Genomic DNA, 14,640 nt, shown 5'->3' with positions numbered 1-14,640 from the left:
CCGCCTTCCTGCCTTCCGTGCCCGTGCCTCGCCCAAGATTAGCCCGACAAACCCTCCGGCATACCGTCCTCCACAGGCTGTGTGGATTCCAGGTGCCCCCAGGTGATGAGCCGGTGGCCGTGACCCCACTCGGGATCGCAGGTGGTGAGGGTCGGATAGCGGCCGGGAACGGTGTACACGGACCTCTCCGGGACCGGATCGGTCACAGCGACGTCGGTGGGCACGGTGCGGTAGGGTGCGCGGTCGATCTCGTAGGTGTACCAGGGTGCGCCTGTCGGTCAGGACGACCTCGTCGCCCTTGCGCAGTCCGGCGAAGTCCTTGAACGGGTCGCACGCCGGTCCAGAACAGCACGTAACAGACGAAGAGCACGATCAACACGCCCCCGGTGATGCACAACTCGCTCAGCGTCCGCACCACCAGGCGCATGCTCACCCCACAGGCTTGGCGTACTGCAGATCCACTGTGCCGGAGTAGCCGGGGAGAGTCACCCGTCGTTCGTCCTCGACTTGCCAGCCGAGCCCGTAGGCCTGGACGTACTGCAGGTAGTTCTGGATCGCGGGGCTGGCGTCGAGCGCCTTGTGCAGCTTGTCCTGGTCGCCGACCGCCGTGATGGTGTACGGCGGGGAGTAGACGCGGCCCTGCAGGATGAGCGTGTTGCCGACACAGCGCACCGCGCTGGTGGAGATCAGCCGCTGGTCCATCACCTTGATGCCGGAGGCGCCGCCCGCCCACAGCGCGTTGACCACGGCCTGCAGGTCCTGCTGGTGGATGACGAGGTCGTTCGGCTGCGGATTCGGCACGCCCGGGACGAGCGGGGTCGCGTCCGGCGGCGCGTCGTTGAGGGTGACGGAGACGGCGGGACCGGTGAGCTTGACGGTGCCGGCCTCGACGCCGAGCCGCGCCAACTGCTCCCGGGTGGCGTCGCTGACGCCGCTGTCCGTGTGGGCGAGTCCGTCGACGTCCTTGCGCACCCCGGCGAGCTCGTTCTCCAGTTGCTCGTTCTGCCTGCTCTTCTCCTGGACGCGGTCCGACAGGCGCAGCAGCGGGTCGTCGGTGCGGATGTCCAGGCCCTTGGCCGTGTCGAAACTCATCCAGAACAGCAGACCGGCCATGGCGAAAACCCCGGCGCTGAGCACGCGAAGCACCACAGACCGGGCGGATAGGCGGCCCGGGGAGGCGCCGACCGGATTGCTCACCGTAGCCTTATCTCCTTCCAACCCGAGGAAGCACTACGCTAACGGACGCCCGGAGGCGTGGTAGTCCCTGCCGTCCGGCCGCACATACAAGACGTCACACGCGCGGTTACGCAGCGCATCGACAGGAGAGTCCCTCGTGCCGAAGTCACGGATCCGCAAGAAGGCCGACTTCACCCCGCCCCCGGAGAAGACCGCCCCCATAAAGCTGAAGTCCGGCCGCGGCTGGGTGGCTCCGCTCATGCTGGCGCTGTTCCTCGTCGGCCTGGCCTGGATCGTCGTCTTCTACGTGACACAGGGCAGCTACCCGATCGAGCAGCTGGGCAACTGGAACATCGCCGTCGGCTTCGGATTCATCGCGGGCGGGTTCGTCGTGTCCACGCAGTGGAAGTAGCAGCTCGCACAGTTATCCACAGGCGTCATCCACAGTGTTGAAAAGGTCGCACGATCTGTGGATAACCATCAGCCGGTTGACACCGGTGTGACCGGTGGTCCGATGTACGGACCACCGGTCTTTCGTTGATCTTGCAGGTCAGACACGGTGTGTACGAGCACGCGCACGGCTTGCCCACAGGATGCACAGGAGGCCTCCGCCTCTCTGTGGATAACGTCTGATCAACGGTGCGCGTTACGGCCTAGCCGGAGATGTCCGCGACCCCGGCCCACACCGTGACCGCCACGGCGAGCAGCATCACGGCGCACGTCCCCCACTGGACCAGCGCCCGGTGCGAGCGCGGCGCGTACGCCATGGCGACGGCGATGACCGCCCCGGTGACGAGGCCGCCGATGTGCGCCTCCCGGCTGATGTTCGCCCAGGTGAAGGTGAACAGCAGATTCAGCCCGAGCAGGATCAGGACGGGCCGCATGTCCATCCGCAACCGCTTCACGAAGACGGCCATGGCGCCGAAGAGCCCGTAGATCGCACCCGAGGCACCGAGCGATCCCGCGGCCGGTGCGGCGAGCAGTACCACCAGCGCGCTGCCGCCGAGCCCGGAGATCAGATAGAGGGCCAGGTAACGGCTACGGCCGAGCAGCGTTTCCAGCGGACCGCCGATCCACCACAGCGAGAGCATGTTGAAGGCGATGTGCCAGATCTCCTGGTGGAGGAAGACCGAGCTGAGCAAGCGGTACCACTGACTGGGCCCCTCGGCCACGCCGACGCACTGCCCCAGGCCGTTGCAGGCGCGGCCGACCAGCGCGAGGTCGTAGGCCAGCCGCGGGCCGAGCACCTGGACCAGCAGGAAGACCAGCAGGTTCAGCCCGATCAGGATCTTGGTGACCAGTCTCGGGTCGCCCGCGACCGAGCCGCCCGCCACCGTGCGGGGTTCCGCGGCCTGGGCGGCGCGACGGCCCTCGCGCACGCACTCCGGGCAGTGGAAGCCGACCGACGCGTTGATCATGCACTCCGGACAGATCGGCCGCTCGCAACGGGAGCAGCGGATGCCGGTCTCCCGGTCCGGATGCCGGTAGCAGCGGACGGCCTGGTCGGTCATGTCTCAGCCCTTCGCAGCGGAATCGCCCCGCCCGTCATACGCGCGGACGGGGCGTTCTGGTTCCCGGGACCCTAGCGACGCTCGATCACGACGCTCTGGATCACGACGTCCTCCACCGGCCGCTCGGTGCGCGGGTTGGTGGGAGTGGTCGCGATGGAGTCCACGACCTTCTGGCTGGCGGGGTCGGTGACCTCGCCGAAGATGGTGTGCTTGCGGGTGAGCCACGCGGTCGGCGCGACCGTGATGAAGAACTGGGACCCGTTGGTGCCCGGGCCGGCGTTCGCCATGGCCAGGAGGTAGGGCTTGGTGAAGGCCAGGTCCGGGTGGAACTCGTCGGCGAACTGGTAGCCGGGGCCGCCGGTGCCGTTGCCCAGCGGGTCGCCGCCCTGGATCATGAAGCCGGAGATGACCCGGTGGAAGACCGTGCCGTCGTAGAGGCGGTCGTGCGAGGTCCGGCCGGTGTCGGGGTCCGTCCACTCACGGGTGCCCTCGGCGAGCTCCACGAAATTCTTGACCGTCTTCGGCGCGTGGTTCTGCAGCAGCCGGACGGTGATGTCCCCGTGGCTGGTCTTCAGGGTGGCGTACAGCTGCTCGGCCACGGTCTTACCTTCCCTAGTCCTCACTGACAGGGACAAATCCTCGCACGCCAGGGCTTCCCCCACGCAACTGTCGCGCCGCAGGTCATCCGGTGGCATCGTCGGTGGATGCCCCCCTTGACCCGGATGCCCGCGCGCACATGCCGGACCGCGCGGTGGCGGGCATGATTTCAAACCGGGTGGAAAGGCGAAAACCGAACGCCACCGAGGAGGAGGTTCTCGTGACCCGCATCGACAGCGTGCGCGACGCAGCCGAGAGGACAAGGGACAGCGTGCGGCACGCCGCGGACGCGGTGGCGCCGTACGCCGGCACAGCGAAGCTCAACGCCGTGCACTACGCGGACGAGGCCAGGCTGTACCTGGCACCGCGGGTTTCGGCGGCCGGGCGGCAGGCCCGCGCCGCGGCCCGCACGCGGTACGACGCGCATCTGGCGGCGCGCGTCGACCAGGCCCTGTCAGCGGTACCGCCGGGCGTCCAGCAGAAGGTGGGCACCGCCGCCCGGCGCACCCGTGAGACCGCCCGTCAGGCGGCGGAGTTCACGGGCCCGCGGGTGGGCCAGGCCATGACCACCGTGCGCAGTGTCGCGGCCCCGGCCGCGGAGGAGGCGGCCGCCCGCAGCGCCGCCGCGGTCGCCGTGCTGCGCAGCCACGTCACGGCGGACGACATCCGCAAGCTGGAGCGCCGTCGCGAGCGCCGGGCCCGCAACGGACGGTTCGCCAAGGGCCTGCTGCTGGCGGGCCTCATCGCCGGCGCGGGCTTCGCGGCGTGGAAGTGGTGGAGCAAGCAGACCAACCCCGACTGGCTGGTCGAGCCGGCGCCCGCCACCGAGGTCGCAGACCGCGCCTCCCTCAACGGCGGCGTCGGGGCCGACGCGTCGTTCGGCAAGGTCGACGGCTCGCCGGTGGACGCCCTCGACCCCGAGGTGCAGGCCAAGCAGGCGGAGGCGGAAGCCGACGACCGCCGCGACCGCGGGGACACCCACCCGTGACGTGACGGCCCGACACCGGGGGCGGTGTGACACGACACGAGCGGAGGGCGACGAACCCGTGACGGGTTCGCCGCCCTCCGCTCGTGCGCATCCGTCACCGTCCGGACGGCGCGGGCAGCGGCAGGACCTCGTCCTCGGCCTCAGGGTCGGGGATCTCCGCGGGCACCCCGCGCAGGGTGCACAGCGCCACGACGGCGCCGACGGCGAGCAGCGCCGCCCCCACCACGGCGGTGACCTGGACGCTGTGGCTGAAGGCGTCCTTCGCGGCCGCCAGCAGCGCCGCCCCGTCCGCCCCCGGCACCCGGACGGCCGCCTCGGCGGCTCCGCCCACCGACTCGCGGGCGGCCTCCGCGGCGCCCCCCGGCAGCCCCGCGGGCAGGACGAGCGCGTCGCGGTAGACCGCGCCGAGCAGCGAGCCGAGGATCGCGATGCCCAGCGAACCGCCCATCTCCATGGCGGTCTCCGAGACGGCGGCGGCCGCGCCGGTCCGCTGCTTGGGGGCGCTCGCCAGGATCGTGTCGTTGGTGACGGAGACGATCAGGATGATGCCCGCGCCGTTGACGACCAGCGGCGCCAGCAGCTCCCAGTACGGCGTCCCCGGCGCGGCGAGCCGGCCGAGCAGCGCGGTGCTCGCGGCCAGCAGCAGCAGCCCGAGGGCCACCACCCGTGCCCGGCCCAGTCGCGGGATCAGCGCGGTGGCCAGCGGAGCGGCGAAGGCCGCGGCCAGCGGGCCGGGGAGCAGCGCCAGGCCCGCGGTAAAGGGCGACCAGTCGCGGACGACCTGGAAGTACAGGGAGAAGGCGAGCGACAGCGTGGACGAGGCGAAGATCATGACCAGGTTGGCGCCGACCGCGCCGCTGAAGGCGGGGTTGCGGAACAGCCGCAGGTCGATCAGGGGCTCCTCGACCCGCACCTGACGGCGGGCGAACAGCACCAGCGACGCCGTGCCGACCGCCGCGGCGATCCACACCGGCGCGTGGTCCGCGCCGTCCCGGAAGCCGGCCTTGATCGCGTAGATGGCGCCCAGCACACCGACGATCGACAGCGGCACGCCGGCCCAGTCCAGCCGCCCCGGCCGCGGGTTGCGGGACTCCGGCAGCAGCAGGGCACCGGCCACCAGGACGACAGCCATGAGCGGGACGTTGATCAGGAAGACCGAGCCCCACCAGAAGTGGTCCAGCAGCAGTCCGCCGACCACGGGGCCGAGCGCGAAGCTCGCGGCGCCGATGCCGCTGCTGATCCCGATCGCCGTGGTGCGCTCCTTGGGGTCGGTGAAGGCGTGGCGCACCACGGAGAGCGTCGAGGGGACCATCGCCGCCCCGGCGACGCCGAGCAGCGCGCGCCCGGCGATCAGCGCCTCGGGGTTCGGTGCGTAGGCGGTGAGCATGGACGCCACACCGAAGGCGGCGGCGCCCAGCAGCATCATCCGCTTGCGCCCGAGCCGGTCGCCGAGGTTGCCCATGACGACCAGCAGGCCGCCCATGGCGAAGCCGTAGATGTCGGAGATCCACAGGATCTCGGTGCCGGACGGGCCCATGTCCTTCAGCAGCGAGGGGATGGCGTAGTTGAGCACGCTGTTGTCGATGCCGAGGAGCATGGCGGCCAGGCAGCAGACGGCGAGTGCGGCCCACCGGTGGCGGGCCGGGGCCGCGGCAGCGGTGTCGTGAGTGCTTGCGGGATTCGTCATGTCCGGCACAGTGCGCGCGGGCGCTGACCGGCCGCGCACCGCGTGCTGACCGGCGGCTACGGGTGCCCGGTCAGCACGGTCAGCGCCCGCAGCGCCCGGTCGGTGGGGAGCCCCGCACCGCGCGCGTACGCCTCGTCGTGGGCCGGGTCGCCGAGGGCGGCGCGTACGGCGTCCTCGGTGCGGGCCGCGTCGGGACCGGCCGGCACCTCCGGGCCGCGCAGCGCGCTGCCCACGCCCAGCAGTTCGGCGGCCCGCGCCGGGTCCCCCTCGGCGAGCGCGAGCCCGGCGAAGGCGTCGGCGAGGCCGGCCGCCAGCGGCAAGTCGCGGGCCCCGTGCTCCACCCCCGCCGCCTCGCGGAAGTGACCGCGGGCGCGGGCGGTGTCGCCCTCCTCCTGGGCGATCCTGCCGAGGGCGATGTGCGCCTCGGCGCGGGCGCTCTCGCCGGTGTACCAGCCGTCCAGGCACTCGGACAGGGCCAGCCCCGACAGCCGGCGTGCCTCGGCGAGGTCGCCGGTCAGCCGGGCGCACTCGCCGAGGCCCAGGTGGGCCCCGGCGAACATCTCCCGGGCGCCGCAACCGCGGGCCAGCTCCAGGGCGCGCGTGAAGTCGGCGCGGGCCTCCTCGTACCGTCCGGCCCGCAGGCCGCACCTGCCGCGCTCCGCGAGCAGTTCGGCGACACTCTCGGTGGCGCCCAGCCCGGCGGCGTGGCCGAGGGCCTCGTCGATCAGCCCCACGGCCCGCACCACGTCGCCCCGGGCGGCGGACAGCCAGGCCAGCTGGGTGAGGGCCATCGTGGTCCCCCAGCGGTCGCCCAGGGCGCGGAACCCGGCGAGAGCCCGTTCGAACTCCGTCTCGGCGGCGGCGATGTCACCACCGACCATCCACGCGCGGAACCCGGAACCGATGTGGACCAGGGCCCGCTGCCAGGGCTCGACGAGGCTCGCCGCGCCGTCCGCGTACCGGGCGTACGTCTCGTCGTCCGGCACCCCGGCGAAGGGCGCCCAGAGCAGATTGAGCACGGGGTAACGGCGAGCCATCCCGCCGAGCCCGGCGACGACGTCCGTGGCGGCGGCCAGGTGGACGGCGAGCTCGGCCTGGTCGGCGCTGACGGAGGCGGCGGTGATCACACACAGCGCGTACTCCTCCGCCAGCCCCGGCGGCGCCGCGGGCCCGGTCGCCGCCAGCAACTGACGGGCCGCCCGGGCGCCCTCGTAGCGCATGCCGCGCAGCATCCAGTACGTGCACAGGGCGGCGAGCAGCCGCAGCGCCAGGGCGGTGTCGCCCGCGGCCACCGAACCGCGCAGCGCGGCGTGCAGGTTGTCGTGGTCGGCGGCGAGCCGGCGCAGCCACTCCAGCTGCTCGGCCCGGCGCAGCCATGGGTCGGCGGTCAGCGCCAGGTCGAGGAAGTACACGGCGTGCGCCCCCCGCAGCGCCTCCGACTCGCCCGTCTCCGCGAGGCGTTCGGCGGCGTACGCCCTGATGGTCTGGAGCAGCCGGTAGCGGACGCCGCCGTCACCGCCGCCCTCGCCTTCCGGACGGTCCACCATCACCAGCGACTTGTCGGCGAGGGAGGCGAGCAGGTCCAGCACGTCCTCCGCATCGATGGCGGCACCGTCCGCAGCACCGGCCGGGGGTCCCGCGCAGATCGCCTCGGCGGCCGGCAGCGTCCAGCCCCCGGCGAAGACGGAGGCCCGGCGCAGCACGGTGCGTTCGTCCTCGGGCAGCAGCTCCCAGCTCCAGTCCACGACCCCGCGCAGGGTCCGCTGGCGGGGCTGGGCGGTGCGGCTGCCCCGGGAGAGCAGCCGGAAGCGGTCGCCCGGCCCGGCGAGCACGTCCCCGAGCCGGTCGGCGATGTCGGCGGCGGACAGCGACCGCAGCCGGGCGGCGGCCAGCTCGATGGCGAGCGGGACGCCGTCCAGGGCCCGGCAGATCCGGGCGGCGGCCTCGGCGTCGGGCACCCGGCCGGACGGGCTCACGGCGGCGGCCCGCTCCAGGAACAGCCGGACGGCAGGGGAGCCGAGCACGTCCTCCTCCGGAGCGCCGGGGGCCGGCAGGGGCAGCGGCTCCAGCGGGCAGAGCGTCTCGCCGTTGACGCCGAGCGCCTCCCGGCTGGTCGCCAGGACCCGCAGGAGCGGGCAGGCGGCCAGCAGCTCCGCGCCGATGCGGGCGACGTCGTCGACCAGGTGCTCGCAGTTGTCCAGCACGAGCATGAGGTGCCGGTCGGTCAGCGCGGCCGTGAGGCGGGCCGGCAGCGAGCCGTCCGGGCCTCCGGTCTCCCGCCCGGCGGTCCCGGGAAGCAGGCCCGCCTCCCGCAGGCCCAGCGCCCCGGCGATCGCCTGCGGCACCTCGGAGCCATGGGTGAGCCCGGAGAGGTCAACGAAGCAGACCTCGCCCGTGTGCCGGCCGGCCGCCTCCACCGCGATACGGGTCTTGCCCGCGCCGCCCGGGCCGGTCAGCGTGACCAGCCGGGCGTCACGGAGCCGCGCACCGATCCGGGCCAGCTCCTCCTCCCGGCCGATGAAGCTGGTCAGCTGGGCGGGCAGCCCGTGCCGGAGGACGGGCCGCCCGCCCGGGCCTTCCACGGACGATGTTTCACGTGAAACACCCGAAGCCCGGCCATCCGGCGCGCCGGCGGCCCCCGCGGTGCCCCCGGGGGCCGCCGGCGGCGCGGCACGGGAGGGCGACGGCGCGCCGCGCAGCACCTCCAGATGCGCCTCCGCCAGTTCAGGACCGGGGTCCGCACCGAGGGACTCGGCGAGCTCACGCCGTGCGTCCTCGTACACCCGTAGCGCCTCGGCCTGGCGGCCGCAGCTGTACAGCGCCCGCATCAGCTGGGCCCGCAGTCGTTCCCGCAGCGGGTACCGGGCCACCAGCTCCCGCAGTTCGGCCACGAGTTCCTGGTGGTGCCGGGCGTCCAGCGCCAACTCGGCCGCGATGCGGTCCTCGACCGCCGCGATCCGCAGTTCCTCCAGCCGCGCCACCTGCGCCGGCGCGAAGGGCGCGTCGCCCACGTCCGCCAGGGCGGAGCCCCGCCACAGGCGGAGCGCGCCGCGCAGCAGCCCGGCGGCCCGCCCGGGCTCACCGGCCGCCAGCGCCTCCCGTCCCTCGGCCGCGAGCCGCTCGAAGCGGTGCACATCCACCTCGTCCCGGGCGACGACGAGGCGGTAGCCGCCCGGATGGCGCTCGATCGGCACACCCAAGGCCGCACGCAGCCGCGAGACCTGGGACTGCAGCGCGTTGCCGACCCCGGCGGGCGGCTCGTCCCCGTACAGCCCGTCGATCAGCCGCTCGGTGCTGACGATCCGGCCCGCCTCCAGCGACAGCATCGCCAGCAGCGCCCGCCGTCCCGGGCCTCCGACGGCGGCGGTGCCCCCGTCGTCCCGCAGCGCTCTCGTCTCCCCCAGAATGCCGAAACGCACGCCGCCGATTCTGCCGCACGGGTCCACGACCGGCACCAGCCCCCGGGGACACGACAGGCCGGGACCTCACTGAGGTTCCCGGCCCGGTCGGACGGTGTGGAGCCTAGGGGAGTCGAACCCCTGACATCCGCCATGCAAAGACGGCGCTCTACCAACTGAGCTAAGGCCCCGTGCCGCAGACCAGCGTACCGGCTGCGGAGAGGATCACCGACCGAGTATCGGGGGTCCGTAGGATGACGGGCAAGTTCGCGGCCGCAAAGGTCCCCCGTCAGGAGCCCGCAATGGACACCTCCCAGCCGGACGCCACCACCCGCGTCCAGGACATGCAGCGCACCTGGTACGGCGAGCCGCTCGGCGTACTGTTCCGCCGGCTCATGGAGAACCTGGGGCTGAACCAGGCGCGGCTGGCGGGGGTGCTGGGGCTGTCGGCGCCGATGCTGTCCCAGCTGATGAGCGGACAGCGCGCGAAGATCGGCAATCCGGCGGTCGTACAGCGGCTCCAGGCGCTGCAGGAGCTCGCCGCGGAGGTGTCCGGCGGAGCGGTGACCGCGGCCGACGCCGTACCGCGGATGGAGGAGATCCGCGGTTCCGAGGGCTCGCCCCTGCTCGGCACCACCCAGAGCGCGACCGGAGCGCCGCTGCCGCCCGCGCGCAGGGTCGTCCACGAGATCCGCTCGCTGCTGCACGGGGTGGCCTCGCCCGCCGAGATCGCCGAGGCGGCCGGCTTCCTCGCCCAGCGCCACCCCCAACTGGCAGAGTTCCTCCGGGTGTACGGCGCCGGGCCGGCCGACGCGGCCGTCCGGGACTACGAGGCGCGGAAGCAGGGGGCGGACGCACGCCATGGGTGAGCTCTTCGCCGGCCGGTACGAACTGGTCGATCCGATCGGGCGCGGCGGGGTGGGCGCGGTGTGGCGTGCCTGGGACCGGCGGCGCGGACGCTACGTGGCGGCCAAGGTGTTGCTGCAGAGCGACGCCCACGCCCTGCTGCGCTTCGTCCGGGAGCAGGCGCTGCGCATCGACCACCCGCACGTCCTCGCCCCCACGAGCTGGGCGGCCGACGACGACAAGGTGCTGTTCACCATGGACCTGGTGCGCGGTGGCTCGCTGTCGCACCTCATCGGCGACTACGGCCCGTTGCCGGCCCGCTATGTCAGCGGTCTGCTCGACCAGTTGCTCTCCGGTCTGAGCGCCGTGCACGCCGAGGGCGTGGTGCACCGGGACATCAAGCCCGCGAACCTCCTGATGGAGGCGACCGGCACCGGGCGCCCGCACCTGCGGCTGTCGGACTTCGGGATCGCCATGCGCAAGGGGGAGCCCCGGCTGACCGCGGCCAACTACGTGGTGGGCACCCCGGGTTACTTCGCCCCGGAGCAGCTGCTCGGCGCCGAGCCGGACTTCCCCGCCGACCTGTACGCCACGGGGCTGGTCGCCCTCTACCTGCTCAGCGGCAGCAAGCCCGACGCGGAGGCGGTCGTCACCCAGTACGCCCACGGCATGCCGCGGGCCCCACAGGGCGTCCCCGGCCCGCTGTGGGAGGTGGTCGGCACCCTGCTGCAGCCGGACCCGGAGGCCCGCTTCCGCACCGCCGCGGGCGCCCGCAAGGCCCTGGCAGCGGCGGTGGAACTGCTGCCGGACCCGGAGCCGGACGAGGAGGCCGTCGAGGTCTTCGACCAGATCGGGCCGCTGCCCGCGGGCTTCTCCCCCGACGGTCCGGCGGACCCGGCGCCGTCGGCGGAGGAGACCGGGAGCTTCCGCCTACCGCCGCCCGCGCCCGCCCCGCCGGCGGCCGCCACCGCCCCGGCACCGCCCACACCGCCGACGCAGGCGCCGGTCACCCCGGGGCCCACCCGTCCGTACACGGCGACCGTGGCGGGTGCCGGCGCCCCGGTGGCCGCCCCTGCCGCAGCCCTCGCCCCGCCGCCGCCGGCGCCCCCGGCCGTCGCCCCGGCGACGCCCGCCGCCCCTGCCGCTGCCCCTGTCGCCGCACCGGCACCCGCGCGCCGGCCCGGCCCTCCTGCCAAGGTCGTCGTGCCGATGCTGCTCGTCGCGGCCCTCTGCCTCGCCTTCGGCTTCTGGGCCCTGTCAGCGTCCTGAGGCCGCGGCCGGCCCGCGCCGCGCGGTCACCGTCCAGACCGCCAGCGACAGCAGCAGCACCGTGCCGGCGCCCAGGGCCGCGAAGCCGAGGGCGCGCAGCAGCGGGTTCCCGGAGCCGGGCTCTCCGGGGAGGTCCAGGTCCTCGCCGGGGTCACCGGCGTACGACGGCCCCGGCTGCGCCGCCCCCTCGACGTTGACGCGCAGCGTGACGGGGACGGCTCCGTCGACGAAGCCCGCGACCTGCGGGTGCACCGACACCGCCACGTAGTAGAAGCCGTCGAAACGGGCCGCAGAGACGGCGTCGCCGCTCTCGTAGCGGTTGGCGTAGGCGACCTTCCCGGTCGTGGCGGTGACGGAGGTCTGCTCGCCCGAGTAGGAGGCCGTGTCCGTGCCGATGAAGGCCCAGCGCGGGTTGTAGACCTCCACGCGTACGCCGGAGCCGCTGAAGCCGCCCGGCTTCGTCACGTCCGCGTTGGCGAAGTCGGCCGCGACCCAGGCCTGTTGCCCCCAGCCGACCGGCACCCGGTAGAAGCGCGTCTGGCCGGGCAGCACCGCGTCCTTCCAGACCCCGGTGCCGAGGACCCCGGCATGGGCGAAGTCCGCGCCGCCGGTGGTCCCGTGGGCTGTGCCGCTCGCGGGCACCGGTGTCTGCGTGCCCGGATTGAGGGCGGGCCCGGGCGTGGCGCCGTCGGTGAGCCCCGGCTCGTTGGTGAAGCGGATCTGCAGCGGCCAGGGCGCGGCGTCCGAAGTGCCCTGCGATTTACGGGTCACCTCCAGGACGTACGCGTGCGCCTCCTGACACGGGCCGTCCTCGCCGATCGTGCGCTTGACCCAGGTGCCGATCGGTCGCGCCGCCCCGTCGTCGGAGAAGGTCCGGTAGTCGCTGTCGCAGCGGGTGCCGTCGGTGCTCGTCAGCGTCAGCTCGATGCCGTCCCCGTACGCCACCTCGGTGCCCGGGCGGGGCAGTGCGAAGACCGCGAGGTAGGCCGAGTGCACCGCGTCCAGGTCGAGGGCGTAGTTCCGGCCGCCCTCATCCGCCGCCAGGGTGTCCCGGTACAGGACGCCGGGCTTGAGTCGCGGGGCGTCCGCGGTACTCGCCCGGCCCCGTACCTCCACGCCCTGCGGCTGCCAGGAGGGGACGGCCGGGTCGGCGGACGCCGCACCCGTCGCTCCCGCCAGCAGCGCGAGCGCCGCCGCCACCGATGTCAGTGCCCTGCGGATCATGCCCCGTCCCTCCGCCTGCGGCCCAGCAGGGCCACCGTCCCGACCCCGGCGAGCGCCACCGCGCCGCCCGCGGCCGCGGCGACCACGTCGGCCGCCGTCATGAAGCCACCCCCGTCCCCGGGGGCGCCGGCCGCGGCGGTGTCCGCCTCCCCGGCCGGCGTCCGTTCCCCGTCGTCCCGGCCGACGGCCGGACCGCCCCCGCGCGCGGGCGCGTCGTACTGCGGGCCGGCCAGTTCCGTACCGGTCACGTTCACGCGCAGGACGACCCCCACCGCCGCGTTCCGCGCCAGCCCCGCCGCACCCGGCCCGAGCGACACGGCGACGTAGTGCTCGCCCGCCGTGCGGGCGCCCCGGGCACTGCCGCCGGCGACCCAGCGGTTGGTCCACGTCACCGGCACCGTGCCGAGCCCCACGGACAGCGGCCGCCCGTAATAGCCGCGGCGCTGCAATGCCCCGGAGACGTCGTCCAGCGGCTGCCGTCCCGGCCCGTAAGCGGCCGTCGCCACGAAGGACGAGGCCGTGGACCCCCCCTCCAGGAGCGGCTCGTTGGCGAAGTCGGCGGTGTACGTCAGTCGCTGTCCCCAGCCGACCCGCACCTTGTAGAAGCGTGTCTGGCCGGGCAGCAGCGTGTCCCGCCAGATGCCCGTGCCGAGCCTGCGCGCGTCGTTGAACCCCGTGCCGCCCTCGACGTCCCGCGGCGCGCCCGTCAGGGCCGCCGGCGGGTCCCCGTAACGGGTCGCGGCCGGCGCCGGGGTGGCGCCCGCCGCGAAGGGCCGCTCGGTGCCGTACCGCAACTCCAGAGGCCAGCGGGCCCGGTCGGAGCCGGCGGCGCTGGTGCGGTGCACGGAGAGCACGTAGCGCCCCGCCTTGTCGCAGACACCGTCCCCGTCGTCGCCGGGGATCCGGCTCACGGCGCCGCCGATCACCATCGCGCCCTCGTCCTGCCCGAAGTGCGCGGAGTCCGAGCCGCAGGTGAAAGGGTATGTGCCGGTGCCGGCCAGCCGGAGTTCGACGCCGTCCCCGTACGCGACCTTCACCCCGGGCCGCGGCACCGCGGTCACCGCCAGGTCGGCCGTGGCGGCCGAGTCCAGCGTCATCGCGTACCAGCGGGTCTCACCGGGCACGATGTCGTCGACGTACTGGCCGGGGGACAGGCCGGGAGCACCGGCGGCGCTCGTCCCGCCGGTCACCCGCCGGCCCTGGAGGCGGTACGCGTCCGCGCTCAGCCGGGAGGCCCGGGTCAACTGGCGCACGAGCGAGGCGGCGTCGGGGGCGTCCCGGTAGCTGCCGTGACCCGCTTCGGCGATGCACTCCAGCTGCTCGCGGGCGCCGCCGCGCACCTGGAAGCCGATGGTGTCGATCCGCAGGTCCACGCCCTGTCCGGCCAGCCGTGCCGCCACCTCGCAGGGCTTCGGCGCCCCGCAGGTGTCCTCGCCGTCGGAGACCAGCACGATCGTCCGCCGCCCGCCCCCCGGCAGGTCGGCGGCCGCCTTCTCCAGCGACAGCCCGATAGGGGTGTCCCCCTTGGGCCGCACGCCGGCCACGGCCCGCTTCACGGCGTCGCGGTCCAGCGGCCGCACGGGCTCCAGCAGCCTGGTGTCGTCGCAGCCGTGCTGCTGGCCCGCGCCGTAGACCCGCAGCCCCGTCGGGTAACCGTCCGGCAGCGCGTCCACAACGGCGCCGACCGCCTTCCTGGCCGCCGTCATGCGGGCGCCCGCCATGGAGCCGGAGGAGTCCAGCACCATGACCAGCCCGTCGCCGTCGCCGACGGCCCGGGCCCGTGCCGCCTCGACCGGGCCCAGCAGGGCGCCCAGCACGGCGAGCCCGCACGCGGCGGCCCACAGCGGCCCCACCGGCCCGCGTGGCAACGCCTTTCCTCGTCGCATGTGCTGTCCCCCTCGCACATCGTCGGCCTCAGCGAAGCTATTGATTTGCGACAGCAAA

Annotated in this window: 11 protein-coding genes, 1 tRNA gene and 1 pseudogene; 4 read left to right on the top strand and 9 right to left on the bottom strand. The window is 74.1% G+C overall.

Annotated features, from left to right (window positions below; translation table 11 throughout):
• Positions 1–38: 38 nt before the first annotated feature.
• Positions 39–330, bottom strand: a pseudogene (locus AC3EUJ_RS01405) (sortase domain-containing protein); the annotation flags it as partial.
• 99 nt (positions 331–429) lie between these two features.
• Positions 430–1,197, bottom strand: coding sequence for a DUF881 domain-containing protein (locus AC3EUJ_RS01400; protein ID WP_431958986.1), 768 nt, complete (start codon positions 1,195–1,197; stop codon positions 430–432).
• Between the two features lie 136 nt (positions 1,198–1,333).
• On the opposite strand from AC3EUJ_RS01400, the gene crgA reads away from it, so the two are divergent.
• Complete coding sequence (crgA, locus tag AC3EUJ_RS01395) at positions 1,334–1,588, top strand: cell division protein CrgA (RefSeq protein WP_431958985.1); 255 nt, start codon at positions 1,334–1,336, stop codon at positions 1,586–1,588.
• 241 nt (positions 1,589–1,829) lie between these two features.
• Here the strand turns inward: crgA and AC3EUJ_RS01390 are convergent, their stop codons facing one another.
• Complete coding sequence (locus AC3EUJ_RS01390; protein ID WP_431958984.1) at positions 1,830–2,687, bottom strand: rhomboid family intramembrane serine protease; 858 nt, start codon at positions 2,685–2,687, stop codon at positions 1,830–1,832.
• Between the two features lie 71 nt (positions 2,688–2,758).
• Positions 2,759–3,286, bottom strand: coding sequence for a peptidylprolyl isomerase (locus AC3EUJ_RS01385; protein WP_431958983.1), 528 nt, complete (start codon positions 3,284–3,286; stop codon positions 2,759–2,761).
• Between the two features lie 218 nt (positions 3,287–3,504).
• On the opposite strand from AC3EUJ_RS01385, the gene AC3EUJ_RS01380 reads away from it, so the two are divergent.
• A complete protein-coding gene (locus AC3EUJ_RS01380; protein WP_431958982.1) occupies positions 3,505–4,272 on the top strand; it encodes a DUF5324 family protein in 768 nt (255 codons plus the stop codon).
• Positions 4,273–4,366: 94 nt separating this feature from the next.
• Here AC3EUJ_RS01380 and AC3EUJ_RS01375 read toward each other — a convergent pair whose 3' ends face one another.
• From AC3EUJ_RS01375 to AC3EUJ_RS01365, 3 genes are all read right to left on the bottom strand, one after another.
• Positions 4,367–5,959 carry an MFS transporter gene (locus tag AC3EUJ_RS01375; RefSeq protein WP_431958981.1) on the bottom strand — a complete coding sequence of 531 codons (1,593 nt, stop codon included), beginning with the start codon at positions 5,957–5,959 and terminating at the stop codon, positions 4,367–4,369.
• 56 nt (positions 5,960–6,015) lie between these two features.
• Complete coding sequence (locus AC3EUJ_RS01370; RefSeq protein WP_431958980.1) at positions 6,016–9,378, bottom strand: AfsR/SARP family transcriptional regulator; 3,363 nt, start codon at positions 9,376–9,378, stop codon at positions 6,016–6,018.
• Between the two features lie 97 nt (positions 9,379–9,475).
• Positions 9,476–9,548: transfer RNA gene (locus AC3EUJ_RS01365), tRNA-Ala, on the bottom strand.
• Between the two features lie 111 nt (positions 9,549–9,659).
• On the opposite strand from AC3EUJ_RS01365, the gene AC3EUJ_RS01360 reads away from it, so the two are divergent.
• Positions 9,660–10,226: a helix-turn-helix domain-containing protein gene (locus AC3EUJ_RS01360; RefSeq protein ID WP_431958979.1), complete on the top strand. Its 567-nt coding sequence runs from the start codon at positions 9,660–9,662 to the stop codon at positions 10,224–10,226.
• Complete coding sequence (locus AC3EUJ_RS01355; RefSeq protein ID WP_431958978.1) at positions 10,219–11,472, top strand: serine/threonine-protein kinase; 1,254 nt, start codon at positions 10,219–10,221, stop codon at positions 11,470–11,472. Before AC3EUJ_RS01360 ends, AC3EUJ_RS01355 begins: the two co-directional genes overlap by 8 nt.
• On the opposite strand, the gene AC3EUJ_RS01350 is transcribed toward AC3EUJ_RS01355, so the two are convergent.
• Positions 11,461–12,696 carry a hypothetical protein gene (locus AC3EUJ_RS01350; protein ID WP_431958977.1) on the bottom strand — a complete coding sequence of 412 codons (1,236 nt, stop codon included), beginning with the start codon at positions 12,694–12,696 and terminating at the stop codon, positions 11,461–11,463. The two genes, AC3EUJ_RS01355 and AC3EUJ_RS01350, sit on opposite strands and share 12 nt — an antisense overlap.
• A complete protein-coding gene (locus AC3EUJ_RS01345) occupies positions 12,693–14,582 on the bottom strand; it encodes a vWA domain-containing protein (RefSeq protein WP_431958976.1) in 1,890 nt (629 codons plus the stop codon). Before AC3EUJ_RS01345 ends, AC3EUJ_RS01350 begins: the two co-directional genes overlap by 4 nt.
• Positions 14,583–14,640 lie beyond the last annotated feature (58 nt).

The sequence above is a fragment of the Actinacidiphila sp. bgisy160 genome (genome assembly GCF_057707815.1).
This window is presented reverse-complemented; position numbering and strand designations above follow the sequence as displayed.

Coding starts and splice junctions, on each gene's coding strand:
- AC3EUJ_RS01390 (WP_431958984.1), bottom strand. CDS start 2,687: ATGACCGACCAGGCCGTCCGCTGCTACCGGCATCCGGACCGGGAGACC.
- AC3EUJ_RS01375 (WP_431958981.1), bottom strand. CDS start 5,959: ATGACGAATCCCGCAAGCACTCACGACACCGCTGCCGCGGCCCCGGCC.
- AC3EUJ_RS01360 (WP_431958979.1), top strand. CDS start 9,660: ATGGACACCTCCCAGCCGGACGCCACCACCCGCGTCCAGGACATGCAG.
- AC3EUJ_RS01355 (WP_431958978.1), top strand. CDS start 10,219: ATGGGTGAGCTCTTCGCCGGCCGGTACGAACTGGTCGATCCGATCGGG.
- AC3EUJ_RS01350 (WP_431958977.1), bottom strand. CDS start 12,696: ATGATCCGCAGGGCACTGACATCGGTGGCGGCGGCGCTCGCGCTGCTG.
- AC3EUJ_RS01345 (WP_431958976.1), bottom strand. CDS start 14,582: ATGCGACGAGGAAAGGCGTTGCCACGCGGGCCGGTGGGGCCGCTGTGG.